Genomic DNA, 20,133 nt, shown 5'->3' with positions numbered 1-20,133 from the left:
CTCCCACAGTGGTTTTCGGGTGGGCATAAGATCTGGTTACATACCTGCGACATCAGCGCCGCGATAAATCCCCAACCACCTGCTACGTTTTATTCATGAAGGCGGCGTTTCACTTTTCCTTCACACGGGCACTTTATGCTCGGGGCACAGGTCGATTGATCAGGCCATTTTCATAGCGAGCGGTTTGGGGGATTTATACGATGGATGAGTATCAGGAAGAACTGCTCGAATACCAGGCTTATGAGCTGGATCAGCCAGAGCCGGCTGACGACGCCACGGAGCTCTGAGCGTCAGGCTCCCGAGCGGTAATTTCGTCGAGATTCGCCGGGCGTCTGCCCGCTCCAGCGCTTGAAAGCGCGCTGGAAGGCTTCTGCTGAGGCAAAGCCCAGTAGATAGGCGATCTCACCGAACGCCAATTCGGTGTCGCGGATGTAAGTCATCGCCAGGTCCCGGCGAGTGTCATTGAGGATTGCGCGGAACTGCGTGCCTTCCTCGGCGAGTTTGCGTCGCAAGGTCCATGTCGGCAGTTTCAGGCGTGCCGCGACTTCTTCAAGATCCGGTTCGCGGCCTCCATTGAGCAGCGGGCCGAGCAGTTGAGTGATGCGCTCGCGCAGGCTGCGGGTGCGGGTCATTTGTTCCAGCTCTCGCTCACAGAGTTGCAGCAGATGCCGCCAAGTGCCCGGACAATGTTCAGGGTTGCGCAGGGCGAGACTGCTCAGGCTCAGGCGCAGTTGGTTGTGCTCGGCGCGGAACTGGATCGGGCAGTCGCCGAGCGCGGCGTAGGCGTCGCGATAATCCGGCGCTTCGAATTCGATTTCGATCCGCTCGGCGCGCAACGTTTCGCCGCACAGGCTCGACAACTGATGCAGCCAGCCGGCGAGGATCGAGTCGACCACGAAGCGGTTATAAGCGTTGTACGGGCTGATCGAGTAGAAGCGCAGCCAGGCGCCGCTGGCGTCTTCATGGAAAGTGGATTGCCCTCGGTAGTTCGAGCCGTAGAGCGGTTCGAAACGCGTCAGGCAACGGGCCGCTTCGCGCACGGTGGGTGCTTGCGCGGCGGTGATGCCGGCCAGCCCAGCCTGATTCAAGCGGATCATGCGGCCCATGCGCAGGCCCAGAGCGGGATCGCCGGTGAGTTGAATCGCCGCATGGCCCAAGCGCATGTAACGCGGGATCGATAAGCGTGCCCCGGCCTCGGCCAGCCGCGCGGTATCGAGGCCGTATTGCTCAAGCAGAGGCAGCGGATCGACGTCGTGGCTGCGCACGGCATCGGCCAGACTGTGGACGAAACCCACCGACAGATCCCCGAGGCGCATCGGCTGCGGCTTCATGGATTACAGCCAGACGTTCAGCAAGCGCGCACCACGGGCCTCGCCATCGGCGAACTGCTGACCGTTGCTGCTGAGGAAGCTTCTGCCGGTGCTCGGCTTGTCCCAGAATTGCCCGCGCATGAACACACTGACGCCGGCAACCGCGCGGCTGCTCGGTGGTTGTGCGGTAAGGGTCAGTCGATGCCAGGCCTGTCCTTCACTGAGGTCGCCGGGCTTGAGGCTGACTGACCCCGGCGTGCTCGAACCTTTGTAACCGCGCCATGGCTTGTCCCACGCGCCTTGGCCAATAACCTGCGCCGGTACGGCCACCAGTTGCGCGCCTTGGTCATCGAGTGTGCGGTAGTTGGAGGGATACCAGCTGTCACTGCCGATCAGGATGCCGAGGCGTCCGGCCGGGGTGTCGACGACCTGAATGGCGTGCTTGTTTTCGGCCTCAATCACACCCTGCTGATCAAAGATCGGGTGCATCTGGCGTTGCGGCTGCCCCAGCGGCAAACCGTCGCGGCCGAATACCACGCTGCTGTTGAACAGCGCGCCGCTGCCAGGCTTGAGCTGGCCATCACGGATACTTGGCTCTGGCAGCACAATGGAGCCGGCGACCAGGGTGACCTGAAACTCCTTGGCCAGACCGCCGAACAGCGCCTGATAATCCTTGGCCATGGCTTTCGATTTCATCCGCAGATAAGCATCGTCCAGGCGTTGCTCGCCCTTGGCCCGCAGCCACGCGCGGGCGAACAGCAGCGGATTGCTCGCCGCCAGCCAGTTCATCGCCTCAGCCAGCGTCGGTGCCTGATAGAGCTCGTCTTTCTCGCCGCTGATCATCAGCCACGTACCGACGTGCTCGGGCAAAACCACCACGGTTTTTTCGTTGAGCAAGCCTTGATCGCGGGCCTGCTGCAGGTATGCCGCGAGTTTGCGGTGCAGGCGTGCGGAGCTTTGGTAATCGGTGGGGAACAGTTCGGGCTGAATGCCGAGCAGGTTGCCACGGTCGCCGGGCGTGCCGTGATCGACGGCGAGCTTGATGCGCAGGTCCGACAGGTAATGCCCCGCCGGACGGTCTGCCGCCCACATGGCGTAGGTGGTCAGGGCGGCAACGAGGGCCATGGAGAAAAACAGATACAGAAGTTTGCGCATGAAAACCAACAACAGCCGGGTACAGAGTGTGGCGCCTAGGGTAGGGCCCATGGCCCGGATTGCCAAGGGGCGCTGCGCATTTGGATCAATAACTTGTCAGTTACGGTCATTGAGTGACAGCGGTACGACTCTTAGTCTGTCGAACATGACTGACGGGGGACGCAGAGCTCCCGCAATTTTCCGTGATCGCTCGTTGTGGAGTTACCGATGACCGCCGCTCATTACCCGCATTTGCTGGCCCCGCTGGACCTGGGATTCACCACGCTGCGCAACCGCACCCTGATGGGCTCAATGCACACGGGCCTGGAAGAAAAGCCGGGTGGCTTCGAACGCATGGCGGCGTACTTCGCCGAACGTGCCCGTGGCGGTGTCGGCCTGATGGTGACCGGCGGTATTGGCCCGAATGACGAGGGCGGCGTGTATTCCGGTGCGGCCAAGCTCACCACTGAAGAAGAGGCGCTCAAGCACCGCATCGTCACGCGCGCGGTGCATGAGGCGGGCGGCAAGATCTGCATGCAGATTCTCCACGCCGGGCGTTACGCCTACAGCCCGAAACAGGTAGCACCGAGCGCGATTCAGGCGCCGATCAACCCGTTCAAGCCCAAAGAGCTGGATGAAGAGGGCATTGAAAAGCAGATCAGTGATTTCGTCACCTGCTCGGTGCTGGCGCAGTCCGCCGAATACGACGGCGTCGAGATCATGGGTTCGGAAGGTTATTTCATTAACCAGTTCCTCGCCGCCCACACCAACCACCGCACCGACCGCTGGGGCGGCAGTTACGAAAACCGCATGCGCCTGCCGGTGGAAATCGTTCGCCGCGTCCGCGAAGCGGTCGGGCCGAATTTCATCATCATCTTCCGCCTGTCGATGCTCGACCTGGTCGAAGGTGGCAGCACCTGGGACGAAATCGTCACGCTGGCCAAGGCCATCGAACAGGCTGGCGCGACCATCATCAACACCGGTATCGGCTGGCACGAAGCGCGGATCCCGACCATCGCCACCAAGGTTCCGCGTGCAGCGTTCAGTAAGGTCACGGCCAAGTTGCGTGGTTCGGTGAGTATTCCGCTGATCACCACCAACCGCATCAATACCCCGGAAATTGCCGAGCAGATTCTTGCCGAAGGCGATGCCGACATGGTCTCCATGGCCCGACCATTCCTCGCCGATCCGGACTTCGTCAACAAGGCCGCCGCAGGCCGTGCCGACGAAATCAACACCTGCATCGGCTGCAACCAGGCGTGCCTCGACCACACCTTTGGCGGCAAGCTGACCAGTTGCCTGGTCAACCCGCGTGCCTGCCACGAAACCGAACTCAATTACCTGCCGGTGCAGCAGATCAAGAAAATCGCCGTGGTCGGTGCCGGCCCTGCCGGGTTGTCCGCCGCCACCGTGGCCGCCGAGCGCGGTCATCAGGTGACGCTGTTCGATTCGGCCAGCGAGATCGGCGGCCAGTTCAACATTGCCAAGCGCGTGCCGGGCAAGGAAGAGTTTTTCGAAACCCTGCGCTACTTCAACCGCAAGCTGCAAACGACGAATGTCGAGGTATGCCTGAACACCCGCGTCGATGTGGCGAAACTGGTTGAGGGCGGCTACGACGAAATCATCCTCGCCACTGGTATCGCCCCGCGCGTGCCGGCGATTCCCGGCGTCGAGAATGCCAAGGTGCTGAGTTATCTGGACGTGATTCTCGAGCGCAAACCGGTCGGCAAGCGCGTCGCGGTGATCGGTGCAGGCGGGATCGGTTTCGATGTCTCGGAATTCCTCGTTCATCAAGGTGTAGCCACCAGTCTGGATCGCGCAGCGTTCTGGAAAGAGTGGGGCATCGACACGCAGCTGGAAGCGCGGGGTGGTGTGGCCGGTATCCAGGCGGCACCGCATGCACCGGCCCGTGAGGTGTTTCTGCTGCAGCGCAAGAAAACCAAGGTCGGCGACGGTCTGGGCAAAACCACCGGCTGGATTCACCGCACCGGTCTGAAGAACAAGCAGGTGCAGATGCTGAATAGCGTCGAATACCTGAGCATCGATGACCAGGGCTTGCATATCCGCATCGGCGAAACTGGCGAGCCGCAGCTGCTGGCGGTGGACAACATCGTGATTTGCGCCGGGCAGGATCCGCTGCGTGAGTTGCACGATGGCTTGGTCGAAGCCGGGCAGAACGTGCACTTGATCGGCGGCGCGGATGTTGCGGCGGAGCTCGATGCCAAGCGCGCGATCAACCAGGGGTCGCGCCTGGCAGCTGAGTTGTAAGCACATTCTGCAGGAGCTGCCGCAGGCTGCGATCTGTTGATCCTGATTTCAACAGCAAGATCAAAAGATCGCAGCCTGCGGCAGCTCCTACTAGTATGTGGTCTTTTCCAGATTGCACAGTGCCCATGCTTTTGCCTCCCGCCAACTGGCTACCCCAGGCCCCCTCCAACCGCTCCGTCTTGATTGGCTGGAAAGTGCCGGCGTCGAAGTCGCGATCCTGCGCCTGGACCAGATCGACCCGCTGATCAGCGGCAACAAGTGGTTCAAACTCGTCGAACATCTCAAAACCGCCGAGCGCGCCGGCGCCGAAGGCATCATCAGTCTCGGCGGTGCACATTCCAATCACCTGCACGCGCTGGCGGCGGCAGGCAAGCGGCTGGGGTTCAAAACCGTGGGGCTGCTGCGCGGGCATCCGCAGGACACGTCGACGGTGGAGGATCTGCACGCGTTCGGCATGCAGTTGCACTGGCTGGGTTATGCCGGCTATCGCGCGCGGCACGAGGCGGGATTCTGGACGCCGTGGCAGGAGCGATATCCGACGTTGCATGCGGTGCCAGAGGGCGGTGGTGGATTGGCCGGCGCGCTGGGTTGCGCTGCGATCATGCAGCAGGTCGACGAACAATTGGCCAAGCTGGGCTGGGATGATTTTGACGCCTGGTGGCTGGCCTGTGGCACCGGCACGACACTGGCCGGGCTGGCGCTGGCTGACAGTGGCAAGCGCTCACTGTATGGCGCACTGGCGGTGCCGGATGATCACGGCGTGGGGCCGAACATCGAGTCGATCCTTGGACATGCCACCGCGCCCGTGGCGAGCTATCGACTGATCGACGCCAGCCGAGGTGGCTTCGCCAAGGTTGACCAGGCGTTGCTGACGTTCATCGAACAGACCGAGCAGGTCAGTGGCGTCCCTTTGGAACCGTTGTACACCGGCAAGGCCTTGCTGGCGCTCAAGCAGCTTGTCGAGTCAGGCGGATTCGCTGCTGGCACTCGAGTGGTTTTCGTTCACACGGGCGGCCTGCAAGGGCGGCGCGGATTTGCCGCAACGCCCTGACGCTCAGCCGCGCTTGGGCATCATCCGCAACAGCGTGTTATCGCGCACCACGTAATGGTGATAAATACCCGCCAGCGCATGCAAGCCGATCAGCCAATAGCCAATCGTGGCGATCAGCACATGCCAGCCTTCGACTTGTTTGGCGAAGGCCTTGTCTTCACCTACCAACAGCGGCAAATCGAAGCCATAGAACATGACCTGATGGCCCTCGGCGCTGGTGATCAGCCAGCCCAATATCGGCATGCACAGCATGAACAGGTACAACGCCCAATGCATCAGCCGCGCCGCCAAGGTCTGCCAGGCGGGGGATGCGGGGAAGATTTTCGGCGCAGGGCCGAGGCTGCGCGCGAGCAAGCGAAACCACACCAGTACGAACACAGTAAGGCCGAGCAGATAGTGCATTTCGCGGATCAACGCGCGGCCGCCGCTGCCTTTGGGGAAGAAACCGCGCAGTTCCATGCTGGCGTAAACCAGCACCAACAGCACCAGCATCAGCCAGTGCAGCAGAACCGAAACAGTGCTGTAACGCGATTCTGAGCTTGTCCACGGCATGAGATTTTTCCTCTGGATCGGAATGCAATGGCCGTCATCACGGCACTGCTTTCACTGTAAACCTGTCGAGATGTTTTTGCCCGCAGCGCTCGCTGTTTTTTTTGCAATGAAAAAAGTGCAAAGAGTGCGGAGTGAATTGACTGATTACTTTAAAGTCATTCTTCTGTTTATTTTGCTGTAGCGTAACTTCATGTTGTTTATATCTTGTGCTTTATTTTGGTTTGAGTGTGTTGTTGTTCGCGATTACTGTTGGTCCGGGTCTTTAGCTTGTTATTAAAGATGAATGCTAATTTGTTAATCAGAGTATTAATATGAAAAGTCCGATCCCCAAACCTCGTCCGTCTATCACCCAGCCGAAGCCGGTAGTTCCTGCCAAACCGGTTGCGCCAACAAAGCCGGTTGCACCGACCAAGCCAGTTGTGCCGACCAGGCCAGTGGCACCGACCAAGCCAGTTGTGCCGACCAGGCCAGTGGCACCGACCAAGCCGGTTGTGCCGACCAGGCCAGTGGCACCGACCAAACCGGTTGTCCCGACCAGGCCAGTGGCACCCACCAAACCGGTTGTGCCGCCGAGGCCAGAGGCACCGACCAAGCCGGTTGTGCCGCCCAAACCAGTAGCACCGACCGCCCCGGTTGCACCGACGGCGCCAACCGAATCGAAGCGACCGCCTGTGCCATGGCCGACAATCAACATCAATATCGACCCGGTGGCGTTGATCGCATTGATCCAGGCCGCCAGAGCAACCGCCGATACTGACGGTTCGACTTCGCTACCCGAAGGAATCATCCAGCATGAAGATGGCCGGGTTGAACACCCAAGCGGGCTGATTATTTGGGCGGACAATACAATCGAATATCCGGATGGGCGTATTGTCTGGGAAGACGGTACCGAACGGTTGCCTGATGGCCGCGTTAAAACCCCAGAGGGTCTGGTTTATGATGCGGAAGGTAACCTTGTTACGGAGTAACTTTCAAAACCTTAGTTTGTATTTGTAATATGTAAAAACACCGCTGGCAATTTCGAGCAGCGGTGTTTTCTTTTAAACAGGCTCAGGCGTTCTGCGGCATCTGCCCGTTGGCCAGACGCTTGTTGATGTCGGCGATCACTTGCGGCAAATCGCTGATAGTGTCGATCATGTAATGCGGGCGCGAACTTTCAAACAGCGCGTGGATGCGCTGGCGTTCGCTGGCCAGTTCGTCGCTGCCCAACGCGCGGAAACCTTCATAGTCCAGACCCAACGCGTTGCCCGAGCAAATCAGCGCAACCGTCCACATGCCGGCCCGGCGACCTTCGAGAATGCCCGGCACGGTGTCGTCGATCTTCACGCACGCTGCAACATCGTCGATACCCAGAGCGATCACGTTGGCCAACGCTTGCGCCGGCCATGGACGACCGTTTGGCACTTCGTCGGTGGCGACCACGTGGTCGGCGACGTAGCCGTTGCTGGCGGCGAGTTCGACGACTTTGTCCATCACCGCTTTCGGGTACCCGGAGCAGGAACCGATCTTGATCCCTTGCTCGCGCAGTTGGGCGATGGCGTCCAGCGCGCCGGGAATCAGTGCCGAGTGCTCGGCGATTTTTTCGATCTGCAACGGCATGAAACGGTTGTAAATCGCGGTGACGTCGTCATCGGTCGGCGTGCGACCGAACACCTGGCGATAACGCTCGGCCACCTGCGGCTGATCACAGAGGGTGCGGATGTGGTCCCACTTGCCCATGCCCATCGGCCCCCGGGCTTCTTCGATCGATACCCGTACGTCGAATTCGGCGAAGGCTTCTACAAAAATCTGCGTCGGCGCAAACGAGCCGAAATCGACCACGGTACCGGCCCAGTCGAGGATCGCGGCTTGCAGCTTGTTTGGGTTGGTGTAGTTCATGGCAATCAATTCCTGTGAAAAAGAACTATTCGAATTTGGCGATCCTGTGGGAGCGGGCTTGCCCGCGATGAGGCCCTTTCAGTCGACATCCATGCTGAATGTCAGACCGCTATCGCGGGCAAGCCCGCTCCCACAGGAACCGTGGGGCGCTCAGATGTCTAGCACTTCCATCTCGCGCAGCACTTCACCCACCGCTGCCACGGCCTGGCGCATTTGGTCCGGGGTGACGTGGCCAATGCAGCCGACGCGGAAGGTTTCGACCTGGGTCAGTTTGCCGGGGTAGAGGATGTAACCCTTGGCTTTGACCCGCTCGTAGAAGTCCTTGAACTGGTAACGCGGATCCTGCGGCGCATGGAAAGTGGCGATGATCGGCGCCTGGATCGCCGCTGGCAGAAAGCTGCGCAAACCGATTTTGTTCATCTCTTCCATCAGCGCCTGACAGTTCGCCGCATACCGCGCATGCCGCGCCGGCAGACCGCCTTCTTCGCTGTATTGCAGTAATGCTTCGTGCAGTGCCGCGACCACATGGGTGGGCGGGGTGAAGCGCCATTGCCCGGTCTTCTGCATGTAGGCGTGCTGGTCATACAGGTCCATCGCCAGCGAGTGCGAATTGCCGGCAGCGGCGGCCAGGGATTCCTTGTGGGCGAAGACGAACCCCATCCCCGGTACGCCTTCCAGGCATTTACCGGAGGCGGCGATCAGCGCCTCGAACGGTACTTTTTGCGCGTCTACGGGCAATGCGCCGAAAGAGCTCATGGCATCAATGATCAGGCGTTTGCCGTGTTGCGCCACGACCTCGGCGATTTGTGCCAGCGGATTGAGGATGCCGGTACTGGTTTCGCAGTGAATCAGCGCCACGTGGGTGAGGTCAGCATCGGCGCGCAGCAAGCGCTCGACGTCGGCGGCGCTGGTCGGTTCGTCTTCGGCGGTTTCGAACGTGCTGAACGAACGCCCGAGGACTTCGCAGATCTTCGCCAGCCGCTTGCCGTAAGCGCCGTTGATCAGCACGAGAATTTTGCCATCACGCGGCACCAGCGTGCCGATCGCCGCCTCGACGGCAAAAGTGCCGCTGCCTTGTAACGGTACGCAGTGGTGGCTGGCGGCGCCGTTGAGGATGGCCAGCAATTGCTCGCAAACGCTGGCGGTCAACTGGTTGAAGCGGTCATCCCACGAGCCCCAATCGAGCATCATTGCCTGACGGGTGCGGGCCGAGGTGGTCAACGGGCCGGGAGTGAGCAGAATCGGTGCGGCGGTACTCATTCGTGTGTCCTTGCGAAAACGCTGGGGGATGAAGCTACGGGCCCTACGTTGCAATTCGCCGTTGCATCAATCAAATTGTTTATTGTTATGCCAGCCATCAGTGAGAGTTATCCATGAACCTGTTTCAGCTGCGCGCTTTCGATGCCGTGGCCCGCGAAGGCAGCTTCACCCGCGCGGCTGCGCGGTTGTTCATCAGCCAGCCGGCAGTCACCGGACACATCAAGGCGCTGGAGGAGCACTACCAGATCACCTTGTTGCGGCGCACCGCGCGACGGGTGGAACTGACCGAGGAGGGCACTAAACTGGCGGCGATCACCCGCGCCATGTTCGGCCTGGCCGAAGAAGCGCAGACCTTGCTCGAAGCAAATCGGCAGTTATTGACCGGGCGTCTGGAGGTGGCGGCGGATGGGCCGCACATGGTCATGCCGATGCTGGCGAGCCTGCGCGCACGCTATCCGGGCATCACCGTCAACCTGCGTCTGGGCAACGCGCAGGAAACCCTGGCGGCGCTGTTGTCGGAACACGCCGATGTCGCGGTGCTGACCGAGGTCGAGCCGCGCAAGGGCCTGTATCTGCAAGCACTGAGCGAGTCGCGGATCTGTGCGTTGGTGCCAGTGGGGCATCGTTGGGCGAATCGTTCCGGTGAAGTGAAACTCAAGGAGCTGGACCAAGTGATCATGGTTCTGCGCGAGCCGAGTTCGATTACCCGGCGCACTTTTGATCAAGCGTGTGCGCAGGCCTCGATTCAGCCACGGGTGTTGCTGGAGCTGGACAGTCGCGAGGCCGTGACCGAAGCGGTCGCGGCCGAGTTGGGGGTGGGTGTGGTGTCATCGGTGGAGGTCAGTCATGACCCGCGCGTGGTGGCGATCCCGATTGCCGGGGAAGGGCTGGTGAACCGGCACATGATTGGCTGCATGGAGCGCCGACGCGAGTTGCGCTTGATTCAGGCGTTTTTTGATTTGGCGCCAGCCTGAATACCGAGGTGCCCTCTTCGCGAGCAGGCTCGCTCCCACATGGATTCTGCGCCTGGCGCGATGAATGCGGGAGCTGCCGAAGGCTGCGATCTTTTGTCTGTGCTCTAGTGTTCGGCGCGGTTGATCAGCCAGTCGAGCAGCAGGCTGTCGCGCGCGGGCTCTGCCTCGCGGGCCGGTGGCTGGCGTGGGTGGCCGAGGCACAAGATCGGTCGGTCCGGATCGCTGTCGAGAAAGCTGACCCACACTTCGCTGCCGGCACTGGGTAAATCGTCGACGGCGACGGGGCCGTTCAACCGGCTCAGGGCGATTGGCAGCCAGAGGGCGTCACTGTCGTTGCCGTACTGATTGTCAGCGGGCCACAGGATCACGGCGAGGCAGCCGTTTTCATCTACTTGCGCTGGCTGCCCCGGCGCACCCGCTACCCGCGCCAGGTGGTAACCGGCCACATTCGGACGCGGCTGTTTGAGTGCTGGGCGAAAGTCACTCGACCAGGGCTGTGCAGTGAAATCGTTGTGATAGCGATGAACCGTTGCGCCCGGGTCAAGAATCGAAGGGTGCTGTCCGTGGTGGCGTACGGCGCTGATCAGCCATTGTTCGTTGAAGTGATGAATTGGGTGCTCGGTCACCAACAGCAATCGGCCACTGAGCAAGTCGCTGCAATCGCTGCGCCCGTGAATCGAGCGCAGCTGGCAGCGTTGGCGTTGCAAATGGCGCCGGCTGCGTTGTTCGGCATACAGGCGTTCAATTGATCGCGCCGGCGTTTGCAACCCTGCCGAGGCTTCGTTGGCGGCTTCATCAATGCAGGCAGGCTGGCCGCGATTGCGTACCGCATGGAGCATCGGCACCGGCGCTGCGCGGTGCTGTTGATAGAGCGCGCTGACGCAGGGCGTGGGCGGGTGCTCATCCGCGTTGAAAGGGATTTCGACCGGTTCCTGTGGCAGGCTCAGGCTGTCGTCGGCGAACACCACAACATGGCCGTCAGGCCCATGTTCGAAGTGATAGTGGATGCCTTCTTCTTCACAGAGCCGCTGCAGCAGCGCCAGATCGCTTTCGTCGTATTGAATGCAAAACGCCCGCGGCGGGTAATGGCCGACGCTCATGTCAATGCGGTAGCTGTGCGCCGGCAAGGCATGCTCTTCAAGCAATTGCTGAATGATTTGCGGCGCATTGAGGCGAGTAAACACACGTCGTTCAGGCGCTTGCGCCAGTTGTTGCAGATGCGGCACCAGAATCAGCCGATAGCCCACCCGATGCGTGCCGCGATGTTCGCAACTGGCGCTGGCAATGACGCCGTGGAAACCGTGCTGTTCACTCAGCCGCAGAAAGGCCGGCCTGTGCAAAAAGGAGCCAGGGGCGATGGCGGGGGCGAGGCCGAGCAGTTCGATGTCGAAACGGTAGGGCTGGTTCAACGCCTCCTCGCCGCGAAAACGCACGACCGGCAGGCGCAATTCGCTGTCGGTCAGCGTAAGGGTGAACGGACTTTCCTTGTCATTGAGCATTCGAGCAGGCCCTGTCAGGCGATACGGGGTTTCAAGGGTACGAAACCGTCAGGCTGAATGGTCATGTCAAAGGCGCTTTTCAGAATCCCCTACATGCTTTGGTGAAGATGTCGATTCCGCTGGCTGTTTTTTTGGGTGATTGCCGACTTTAGGCCGTATAAACTTGCCGCCACGCGTCGGCCAATAGATGTCTCGGCGCCACAGATCAAGAGAGTGAGTAATGGGCGCACAGTGGAAGGTTAAACACAAAGAAGCGGCAGCCAACGCCAAAGGGAAGATCTTCGGCAAACTGGTGAAGGAAATCACCATTGCTGCGCGCAACGGTGCCGATACCGCCACCAACGCACACCTGCGTCTGGTGGTCGAACAGGCGAAGAAAGCCTCGATGCCAAAAGAAACCCTCGATCGCGCGATCAAGAAAGGCGCCGGTCTGCTGGGTGAAACCGTGCAATACCATCGCGTGACCTACGAAGGTTTTGCCCCGCATCAGGTGCCGCTGATCGTTGAATGCGTCACCGACAACATCAACCGCACCGTCGCGGAAATCCGTGTGGCGTTCCGCAAGGGCCAGTTGGGCGCTTCCGGTTCGGTGGCGTGGATGTTCAACCACGTCGGCATGATCGAAGCTTCGCCGGACACCCCGGACGCCGATCCGGAGATGGCGGCGATCGAAGCCGGTGCCCAGGATTTCGAACCGGGTGAAGAGGGCGCGACGCTGTTCCTCACCGATCCGACTGACCTCGACGCCGTGCAGAAAGCGCTGCCGGAACAAGGCTTCACCGTGCTTTCGGCCAAGCTTGGCTACCAGCCGAAAAATCCGGTCAGCGGCCTGAGCGACGAGCAAATGGCTGAAGTCGAAGCGTTCCTCGAAGGCCTCGACAACCATGATGACGTGCAGGACATGTTTGTCGGTCTGGCTGGCTGATCTGTCGCGCCGGTAAGCCTTTTCGCGAGCAGGCTCGCTCCCACATTGGAATGCATGATGTGGGAGCGAGCCTGCTCGCGAATGACCGCGCAGCGGTCAAAGGTTTTGCAGAATTTCACTGACTTCGCTGAATGCCGGGCGTCCCAAGACATCCGCCTGACAGCAGCGCTGCTCCAGCGCTTCCAATGCCAGGCGCCGCTCTGCACTCAACCCCGAGTCGACACGCGCCAACACTTCCCCAAGCAACACACCGAACGCACGTACCTCCAAGCGCTGCAATGCGCGTGTTTGCACATCATCGCGGGTGGCGTGAAACGAGGCCGCGCCGAAATCCCCCAGCAGACAATCGCCGCGATCGTTCAACAGGATGTTGTGGCCATAGAGGTCGCCGTGGGTGATGCCTTGGCGGTGCAGGTGCTCGGCCGCTGAGGCGATGCCTTGGGCGACGCGCAGGGCAACCTCGGCGGAGAACCGGCGATCTTCGGCATAAACATCCCGCGAGCACGAGTCCAGGCTCGGCAAGCCGGCGAGATTGCCGAAGCTCGGATCAATCAGTTGCATCACCAGCCCCTGCTGTTGATCGGGATGGCCGCTGATGCGCCCTTCGACGCGGATCAGGTTCGGGTGCAGGCCTGCGGTGATGCAAGCGTTCATCTCATGCAACGGCGAGCCGTCGCTGGTCATTTCGCCTTTGTACAACTTCACCGCAACCGCCTGCGCCGAGCCATCGTCACGCTGCCAGACCGCCCGGGAAATCACCCCGGAAGCGCCTTCGCCCAGTTGTTGTTCAAGGCGCAGCGCCGACCAGTCGATCAGTGGTGTGGCCTCCAGTGCGGCGGCATCGGCTTCGGTTTCCAGCGGATTGCCGGCGTAGGCCAGCCAGGTCAGGCTCGGCAAGGTCAGCAGCCACTGTGGCAGCTCGTTGAGCTGGTTGGCGGCGATACGGAGCAATTCCAGTCGATGACAATCGCGCATAGATTCTGGCAGCGAGCGCAGGCGATTACCGGCGAGCATGAGCTTCTGCAAAGCGGGGCGTTCACCCAGCTCCCTCGGCAGGTTCTCGATGCGGTTATCGGTGAGGATCAGCCAGCGCAGCTGCGGCGGCAGGGCGGCACCGGGCACCGTGACGATGCGATTGGCCTTGAAGCCGACCATGGTCAGCGCGGTGCACTGGCCGAGGCAGGCCGGCAGCTCGGTGAACTGGTTGTCGGAGCAGAACAGCACGCGCAGGCGGGTCAGGCGATGCAGGTCGTCGGGCAGGTTGTTCAGCGCATTGCCGCTGAGGTTGAGCACTTCCAGCGTGTCGGCGAGTTGGAAAATTTCGTTGGGGAATTCGGTCAGGCCGCAAGACAGGTCGAGGCGGGTAATGCCCGACAGCTCGCCGGCGCGCAGTTGAGCAAGGGTGTGCATGTCTGGTTTCGCTATTATCGGTGGAGCGACGCGGGGGCGCTGAGGATGGGCGACATGATAGCGGTAAAGCAATGTCTGGTTTATCTGGTATTGAAGTTGGCTCGCTCCCACAGGGTTCGCTTCCACAAGGTGCGGCATATCAGGCGGGGGCGTGGATTTCCTGCAATTGCCCCAACCGGCTGCGCGTGCGTGCCAGGTCGATGGCGTTTCCTTCAAGACTTTGGCCCAGCGGTAGTTGGCCCAGCAGCGTCAGGTGTTTGTCCTGGTCGTAAAGCACGTCGATCAGATTGATGAAGCGCTGCTGCACGGCGATCGGACACTCCCCGAGCTGCGGCAGGTCATCGATGATCCACTGGTCGAAACGCTGGCACAGCTGCAGATAATCCATCACCGCCGTTGGTTGTTCACACAAGTCGTTGAAGGTGAACGCGACTCTTCGGCCCTCGCACAAGCGTGCTCGAAGCTGGCGCTTGCCAACCTCGAGGGCAAGAGCAGGCGCGTCGGCTGCCGGCAGATTCAGGGCCAAGCGCTGAGCTGATGTCGCCGGCCAAACGTAATGACCTTGGGTGAACACTTGATGCGTGTGTTGACGGTTGAGCGTGCGGTAGTCGTGGGCGCCGCCGACTTCCATCACCTGCATGCGCGTGTTGATCAGCTCGATCACCGGCTTGAAGCGCGCGTGATACAGCGGATTGGGCAGCAGGCCTTCAGGCGCGTAGTTGGAGGTCACCAGCAGCATGATCCGCCGTTTGAACAGGGCCTTGAACAGCCGCGTGATGAGCATCGCGTCGCCGATGTCGTGCACATGAAACTCGTCGAAACACAGTACCTGACAATCTTCCAGCAACTCGTCCAGGGTGATTTCCAGTGCGTCTTCCAGCTGGCGATGACGGAACATGCCGTCGTGCAACCGAGCGAAGAATTGATGGAAATGCAGGCGGCGTTTACGCGTGATCGGCAGCGCCTGGAAGAAACCGTCGAGCAACCAGCTCTTGCCGCGTCCGACGGCGCCATACAGGTACAGACTCGGCGGCGTGTGGACGCCGTCGCCCAGCAGCACGCTGGCCTGCTGCGCCATGCAATCGATGACTTGCTGCTGGCTGCGGCTGAGGGTGTAGCCTTGGCTTTTGGCCTTGTCGCGGAAGTAATCGCGGATGGCTGCGGCATGCGCATCGTGCCCGGCGCTGGCGGGCAGGCTTTTGCCGAACAGGCGACGCAAGATCGGCCAGCGTTGGCTCAGACGTGATCGTTTCGGCGTTCGGGCGGACACGCGGGACAGGCTCCTGGTTGAGTGGACCGGCTCCAGCGGGAGCGCGGTGGCCCAAGTGTAACCAGAGCTCGGGCGTTGGCTACATGAAATATCACGGCGTACACGGTCCACTGTAGGAGTGAGCCTGCTCGCGATAGCGGCTAATCAGTCACATCATCAGTGTCTGAAAAAACGCTATCGCGAGCAGGCTCACCCCTACAGGAGATCGTCTCAGAACGGTGGCGATTGCTTGAGCAACTGCGCCGCTGGCGAGTCGGTCGGGCTGACCACCGCATAGTTGTACCCCGGCCCTGACCAGTAATCGGCTTGCAGATCGCCATCGCTGCGCGAACCGCGCGGCAGCAGGGTGTTTTTCGGTCCTGGCGGACGCAGGTAGAAACTGACCTTGTGACCGCTGCCATCCTCATACATCACCATCGCCGCCGGGCCTTCATCGGTGCTGAGCAAGCGCCCGCTGACCGGCTCGAATCCCGCTGCCTTGAGATCGGGCAAGCGCCTGGCGTCGCTGAAGTAACGGTCGAGCCAACGCTGCATGTCGCCGTCGCTGTCGACCTTGTAATCGGCGGGCAGCACGCCTTGCTGGGCGATCAGTCGATAGGCTTGCAAGGCGTCAGTCATCGGCAATTGCGCAGGGCGCACCAGGGTCATTTCCCGCGCCTGCCAGCCACTGAAACCGCCGATGCTGACGGCGATCAGCAACACCGCCGCGCTGGCCAGATGCCGACGTGACTGCTGGCGGCGACGCTGGCGAATCATCATTGGGTCGAGCGCCGGATTGGCCGGTTGCTGCAAGGCGCCACTCAACGCTGCGCGCAATTGCTGGGCGTCCCGCTGCCAGGCGCGCACCTGCGCCGCTTCTTCAGGATGGCTGGCCAGCCAGGTCTCGAGCACGCGCCGATCGGCGTCGCTGAGCTGGTGGTCGACGTAGGCGTGCAAATCGCGTTCGCTGGGAGGCAGGCTGATCATTTGAGTATCCGCAAGGAAGGGCTGCTGATTTCGCCGTCGCTGAGTTGGCGCAAGGCCTGGCGGGCGCGGGACAGGCGCGACATCACGGTGCCGATCGGGGCGCCGAGGATCTCGGCGACCTCTTTATAGGACAGGCCTTCCACCGAGACCATCAGCAGCAAAGCGCGCTGTTCTGTAGGCAGGCGTTCGAAGGCTTGCAGGGTCGACTGGGCAATCACGGTGCGTTCCACCGAGGGTTCGGCATCGTCACGACCGGTGAAAAATTCCAGCATGAGCGCATAGCGCCGCGAGCGACGGTGCGCATCGAGAAATTGCCGATAGAGGATCGCGAACAGCCAGGCGCGCAAGTCGCCTTCGGCACGTTTTTCACCCCACGCCGAGAGTGCCCGTTCGAGGCTGGCCTGAACCAGATCGTCGGCGCTGCTGCTGTTGCGCGTCAAGGACACGGCGAAGCGGCGCAATCTGGGAATGATTTCTCTCAACTGTTCGTCGAATTCGCTCATGAATTTCTGCTGGTCGCTACGCTGTGGACTAGGAAGACGCCCGTCAGTGCAGGTTATTCCCCGTGCGCAAAAATAAATACCGCGCCGTGGAATAAACCCGGACGGGGTGCGTCTTGCTGACTCTTTCCACTTGTGGCCGATGGCCTGGAGATATTCATGGTTGATCGCTCGTCCCCTAACGCGGCACCGCCGGGCAGGCCTGCGCGCCCGCCACTGAGCGCCGCGAGCCTGATCTTGCGTCTGGGCGCCATTGGCGTAATCGTCGCCGCTGTGGCCGGGGCGTTTGCCTACGTGCATGGCAACCTTGACCCACAACGACTGACGCCAAAAGCGTTGGTCGATGTGCTGCAAAAGAACAACGGCGTGCATCCCGGTTTCCGCCGCAATCACGCCAAGGGTGTCTGCGTGATCGGCCATTTCGAAAGCAGCGGCGAGGCACGCGCGTTCTCCACGGCACAAGTGTTCAACCTGCCGCAGACGCCGGTGGTGGGGCGTTTTGCCTTGCCGGCCGGCAATCCCTATGCGCCGGACAGCGCCGTGCCGATCCGCAGTCTGGCTCTGCGTTTCACTCAGGCTGACGGGCAGCAATGGCGCACCGGGATGAACAGCATGCCGGTGTTCCCGGTCGGCACGCCCGAGGCGTTCTATCAATTGCAGCAGGCGCAGTCGCCTGATCCGGCCACCGGCAAGCCCGATCCAACGAAGGTGCCGGCGTTTTTCGCCGCACACCCGGAAGCCGTGCCGTTTCTGACGTGGGTGAAGACCGCCAAGCCTTCGGCCAGTTACGCCACGGAGACCTATAACAGCATCAACGCGTTCTATCTGGTCGATGGCAACGGCAAGAAACAGGCGGTGCGCTGGAGCATGACGCCATTGGCGCAGGACGCGGCGGGTGCCACCGCCCCTGAAGGCGCGGACTTTCTCGAGAAGGATCTGGTGCAACGCCTGGCCGCCGCACCTTTGCGCTTCCAGTTGAACATCACCCTGGCCAACGCCGACGACGCGGTCAACGATGCCAGCAAGACTTGGCCCGCAAATCGAAAAGTGCTGAACGCCGGGACTCTGGTGCTGGAGAAAACCCAGCCGCAGCTCAGTGGTGAATGCCGTGATATCAACTACGACCCGCTGGTATTGCCGGCGGGGATTCAAGGCTCGGAAGATCCACTGCTGGCCGCGCGTTCCGCCGGTTACGCCGATTCCTACCTGCGTCGCACCAGCGAAGTCAGCCAGTTGCCCGCCGCCAAACAGGAGGCTCGTCCATGAACAAGCAACCGACGCATTTCGTTTTGCTGGCGCGCCTGCTGCACTGGCTGATGGCGCTGATGATCATCGCCATGCTGTTTATCGGCGCGGGCATGGTCACTTCGGTGTCGTCTCGCCACGAATGGTTGATTCATCTGCACAAGCCGCTGGGCATCGCGATTCTGGCGCTGGTGATTGTGCGTCTGCTGGTACGGTTCACTACGCGTCAGCCACCGTTGCCGGATGATCTGCCGGGCTGGCAGGTGTTGGCAGCCAAGGCTTCCCATGTCTTGTTGTATGCGTTGATGCTGGTGTTGCCACTGCTCGGCTGGGCGATGATCAGTGCGTCGGGCGAGCCGGTGATGCTCTCGGCGTCGCTGCATCTGCCGCCAATTGTTCCGGCCGACGCGCAACTGTTTGCGTTGCTGCGCAAGGCGCATGGCTATCTGGCGTATCTGCTGTTTCTGACAGTGCTGCTGCACTTGGCGGCGGCGCTGTTTCATGGCTGGGTGCGTCGTGACGAAGTCCTCGACAGCATGTTGCGCGGGCGCGATCGCGGCTGACCGGTTAAAGCAAAAGATCGCAGGCCGGCTGCGATCTTTTGTCGTTACAGGGAGGGGATCAGCGCAGGGTGTCGACCATGTCGGCGAGCGTGGTCAGCACGTCTTTACCCAATTGCTTCGAACGTTTGCCCGACCAGCCGGTGAGCTTGTCCGGGTGGTCGTCGTGGTCCTTGAACGGCATCTCCAGGGTCAGCGACAGGCAGTCGTATTTCTGTCCGACGCTGTTGCAGGCCAGCGTCATGTTGGCCTGACCCGGTTCGTCGCGGGTGTAGCCGTAGGTGGTCTGGAAATCTTTGGTGGTGTGCTTGAGGTGGCTGCGGAAATGCTCTTCAAGCTTTTCGATGCGCGGTGTGAAGCCGGGATTGCCTTCACAGCCGGCGGTGAAGACGTGGGGGATTTCCTCGTCGCCGTGTACGTCGATAAACGCATCGACGCCATACTTTTCCATCTGCTGCTGGACGAACAGCACTTCTGGGCTGATGTCCTGACTGGCGTTCTGCCAGGCGCGATTCAAGTCCTGGCCCATGGCGTTGGTGCGCAGGTGGCCGTGGAAGGCACCGTCCGGGTTCATGTTCGGTACCAGATACAGATCGGCGCTGGCCAGCAGTTTGTTCAGAATCGGGTCGTCATGGCGTTCCAGACGCTCGATCACGCCTTCCATGAACCATTCCGCCATGTGCTCGCCCGGGTGCTGCTGGGCAATGATCCAGATCTTGCGCTGGCCTTCGGCGCCACTGCCTTTGCGCAGCAATTGAATGTCACGGCCTTCGACACTTTTGCCGGTCGCCAGCAATTCGGTGCCAGCCTTGCTCAGCGCCTGCTCGATGAGCCAGTCGTGACGGCCGCGGCTGTAGGGTTCGAAGTAGGCGAACCAGGCGTGAGTCTGTTCGGCTTCGAGGCAGAAGCGCAGGCTGTCGCCTTCGAAGCTGGTAGGGATACGGAACCAGTTGACGTGGTCGTAGGAAGCGACTGCCTGATAACCGGTCCAGGCTTTGTTGTAGGAGGACTGGCTGGCATTGACCAGGCGAAACCAGTGCTCCTGATGCACATGCAGGCCGCTGGCTTTGAAGTGGAACCACTGAAAATGAGCGCTGCGGGTGTCCGGACGGATGGCCAGAACCGGATTGAGCGGGTTGCTGATGTCGATGACTTGGATGTTGCCGCTGTCGAAATTGGCGCTGATGTCGAACGAAGATTTGGCCACGGTCATAATCGCTTCCTGAGCAGGATTTTTATGACCGGTACTTTACACGCAGGCTGGGGTGAAACCGAGGGGAATTGCGGGTGGAGCGGGGGGCGTCTTCCGTGACGCGCCAGCAGCTTAGAGG

The 20,133-nt window shown here is 61.1% G+C and carries 18 protein-coding genes and 1 pseudogene; 7 read left to right on the top strand and 12 right to left on the bottom strand.

The window, feature by feature from the left end; genetic code table 11:
• Positions 1 to 290: 290 nt before the first annotated feature.
• Both ACZZZ4_RS26025 and ACZZZ4_RS26020 read right to left on the bottom strand, forming a co-directional pair.
• On the bottom strand, positions 291 to 1,331 hold the full coding sequence (locus ACZZZ4_RS26025) for an AraC family transcriptional regulator (RefSeq protein WP_463549155.1): 1,041 nt from the start codon (positions 1,329 to 1,331) through the stop codon (positions 291 to 293).
• A 3-nt stretch (positions 1,332 to 1,334) separates the two neighbouring features.
• Positions 1,335 to 2,465 (bottom strand): carbon-nitrogen hydrolase family protein, encoded by a 1,131-nt coding sequence (locus ACZZZ4_RS26020; protein WP_129999597.1) that lies wholly within the window; start codon positions 2,463 to 2,465, stop codon positions 1,335 to 1,337.
• Positions 2,466 to 2,672: 207 nt separating this feature from the next.
• Here ACZZZ4_RS26020 and ACZZZ4_RS26015 point away from each other — a divergent pair, with 207 nt between their 5' ends.
• Both ACZZZ4_RS26015 and ACZZZ4_RS26010 read left to right on the top strand, forming a co-directional pair.
• Positions 2,673 to 4,712 (top strand): 2,4-dienoyl-CoA reductase FMN-binding domain-containing protein, encoded by a 2,040-nt coding sequence (locus ACZZZ4_RS26015; protein WP_463549154.1) that lies wholly within the window; start codon positions 2,673 to 2,675, stop codon positions 4,710 to 4,712.
• 125 nt (positions 4,713 to 4,837) lie between these two features.
• Positions 4,838 to 5,763, top strand: a pseudogene (locus ACZZZ4_RS26010) (1-aminocyclopropane-1-carboxylate deaminase/D-cysteine desulfhydrase).
• Positions 5,764 to 5,766: 3 nt separating this feature from the next.
• On the opposite strand, the gene ACZZZ4_RS26005 reads toward ACZZZ4_RS26010, so the two are convergent.
• Positions 5,767 to 6,315: a cytochrome b gene (locus tag ACZZZ4_RS26005; RefSeq protein WP_129999594.1), complete on the bottom strand. Its 549-nt coding sequence runs from the start codon at positions 6,313 to 6,315 to the stop codon at positions 5,767 to 5,769.
• A gap of 345 nt (positions 6,316 to 6,660) precedes the next feature.
• Positions 6,661 to 6,993, bottom strand: coding sequence for a hypothetical protein (locus ACZZZ4_RS26000; RefSeq protein WP_463549153.1), 333 nt, complete (start codon positions 6,991 to 6,993; stop codon positions 6,661 to 6,663).
• Between ACZZZ4_RS26000 and ACZZZ4_RS25995 the strand changes: the two genes are divergently transcribed.
• Positions 6,987 to 7,283 carry a hypothetical protein gene (locus ACZZZ4_RS25995; RefSeq protein WP_165368426.1) on the top strand — a complete coding sequence of 99 codons (297 nt, stop codon included), beginning with the start codon at positions 6,987 to 6,989 and terminating at the stop codon, positions 7,281 to 7,283. The two genes, ACZZZ4_RS26000 and ACZZZ4_RS25995, sit on opposite strands and share 7 nt — an antisense overlap.
• 82 nt (positions 7,284 to 7,365) lie before the next feature.
• Here the strand turns inward: ACZZZ4_RS25995 and phnX are convergent, their stop codons facing one another.
• Both phnX and ACZZZ4_RS25985 read right to left on the bottom strand, forming a co-directional pair.
• A complete protein-coding gene (gene phnX, locus ACZZZ4_RS25990; protein WP_463549152.1) occupies positions 7,366 to 8,193 on the bottom strand; it encodes a phosphonoacetaldehyde hydrolase in 828 nt (275 codons plus the stop codon).
• Between the two features lie 150 nt (positions 8,194 to 8,343).
• Positions 8,344 to 9,453 (bottom strand): 2-aminoethylphosphonate--pyruvate transaminase, encoded by a 1,110-nt coding sequence (locus ACZZZ4_RS25985; RefSeq protein ID WP_463549151.1) that lies wholly within the window; start codon positions 9,451 to 9,453, stop codon positions 8,344 to 8,346.
• 113 nt (positions 9,454 to 9,566) lie between these two features.
• Between ACZZZ4_RS25985 and ACZZZ4_RS25980 the strand changes: the two genes are divergently transcribed.
• Positions 9,567 to 10,427: a LysR substrate-binding domain-containing protein gene (locus ACZZZ4_RS25980; RefSeq protein ID WP_463549150.1), complete on the top strand. Its 861-nt coding sequence runs from the start codon at positions 9,567 to 9,569 to the stop codon at positions 10,425 to 10,427.
• Between the two features lie 104 nt (positions 10,428 to 10,531).
• Here the strand turns inward: ACZZZ4_RS25980 and ACZZZ4_RS25975 are convergent, their stop codons facing one another.
• Positions 10,532 to 11,926: a type VI secretion system Vgr family protein gene (locus ACZZZ4_RS25975; protein ID WP_039763363.1), complete on the bottom strand. Its 1,395-nt coding sequence runs from the start codon at positions 11,924 to 11,926 to the stop codon at positions 10,532 to 10,534.
• Positions 11,927 to 12,146: 220 nt separating this feature from the next.
• On the opposite strand from ACZZZ4_RS25975, the gene ACZZZ4_RS25970 reads away from it, so the two are divergent.
• Positions 12,147 to 12,851, top strand: coding sequence for a YebC/PmpR family DNA-binding transcriptional regulator (locus ACZZZ4_RS25970; protein WP_039763362.1), 705 nt, complete (start codon positions 12,147 to 12,149; stop codon positions 12,849 to 12,851).
• Positions 12,852 to 12,947: 96 nt separating this feature from the next.
• On the opposite strand, the gene ACZZZ4_RS25965 is transcribed toward ACZZZ4_RS25970, so the two are convergent.
• The 4 genes from ACZZZ4_RS25965 to ACZZZ4_RS25950 form a co-directional block, all read right to left on the bottom strand.
• Complete coding sequence (locus ACZZZ4_RS25965; protein ID WP_463549149.1) at positions 12,948 to 14,261, bottom strand: leucine-rich repeat-containing protein kinase family protein; 1,314 nt, start codon at positions 14,259 to 14,261, stop codon at positions 12,948 to 12,950.
• A 139-nt stretch (positions 14,262 to 14,400) separates the two neighbouring features.
• The gene (gene zapE, locus ACZZZ4_RS25960; protein ID WP_463549148.1) at positions 14,401 to 15,531 is read right to left on the bottom strand and encodes a cell division protein ZapE; all 1,131 of its coding nucleotides are present in this window, start codon (positions 15,529 to 15,531) and stop codon (positions 14,401 to 14,403) included.
• A 210-nt stretch (positions 15,532 to 15,741) separates the two neighbouring features.
• Positions 15,742 to 16,497, bottom strand: coding sequence for an anti-sigma factor family protein (locus tag ACZZZ4_RS25955; RefSeq protein WP_133336860.1), 756 nt, complete (start codon positions 16,495 to 16,497; stop codon positions 15,742 to 15,744).
• Complete coding sequence (locus ACZZZ4_RS25950) at positions 16,494 to 17,000, bottom strand: sigma-70 family RNA polymerase sigma factor (RefSeq protein WP_463549147.1); 507 nt, start codon at positions 16,998 to 17,000, stop codon at positions 16,494 to 16,496. Before ACZZZ4_RS25950 ends, ACZZZ4_RS25955 begins: the two co-directional genes overlap by 4 nt.
• A gap of 156 nt (positions 17,001 to 17,156) precedes the next feature.
• Between ACZZZ4_RS25950 and ACZZZ4_RS25945 the strand changes: the two genes are divergently transcribed.
• Together ACZZZ4_RS25945 and ACZZZ4_RS25940 are read left to right on the top strand one after the other, a co-directional pair.
• A complete protein-coding gene (locus tag ACZZZ4_RS25945; RefSeq protein ID WP_463549146.1) occupies positions 17,157 to 18,263 on the top strand; it encodes a catalase family peroxidase in 1,107 nt (368 codons plus the stop codon).
• Positions 18,260 to 18,805, top strand: a complete 546-nt coding sequence (locus tag ACZZZ4_RS25940; protein WP_039763357.1) for a cytochrome b — start codon at positions 18,260 to 18,262, stop codon at positions 18,803 to 18,805. The genes ACZZZ4_RS25945 and ACZZZ4_RS25940 overlap by 4 nt, the downstream gene beginning before the upstream one ends.
• A gap of 58 nt (positions 18,806 to 18,863) precedes the next feature.
• Here the strand turns inward: ACZZZ4_RS25940 and ACZZZ4_RS25935 are convergent, their stop codons facing one another.
• Positions 18,864 to 20,015, bottom strand: a complete 1,152-nt coding sequence (locus tag ACZZZ4_RS25935) for a M14 family metallopeptidase (protein ID WP_463549145.1) — start codon at positions 20,013 to 20,015, stop codon at positions 18,864 to 18,866.
• Between the last annotated feature and the right edge of the window lie 118 nt (positions 20,016 to 20,133).

It is taken from the genome of Pseudomonas sp. AC252, from assembly GCF_979258105.1.
This window is presented reverse-complemented; position numbering and strand designations above follow the sequence as displayed.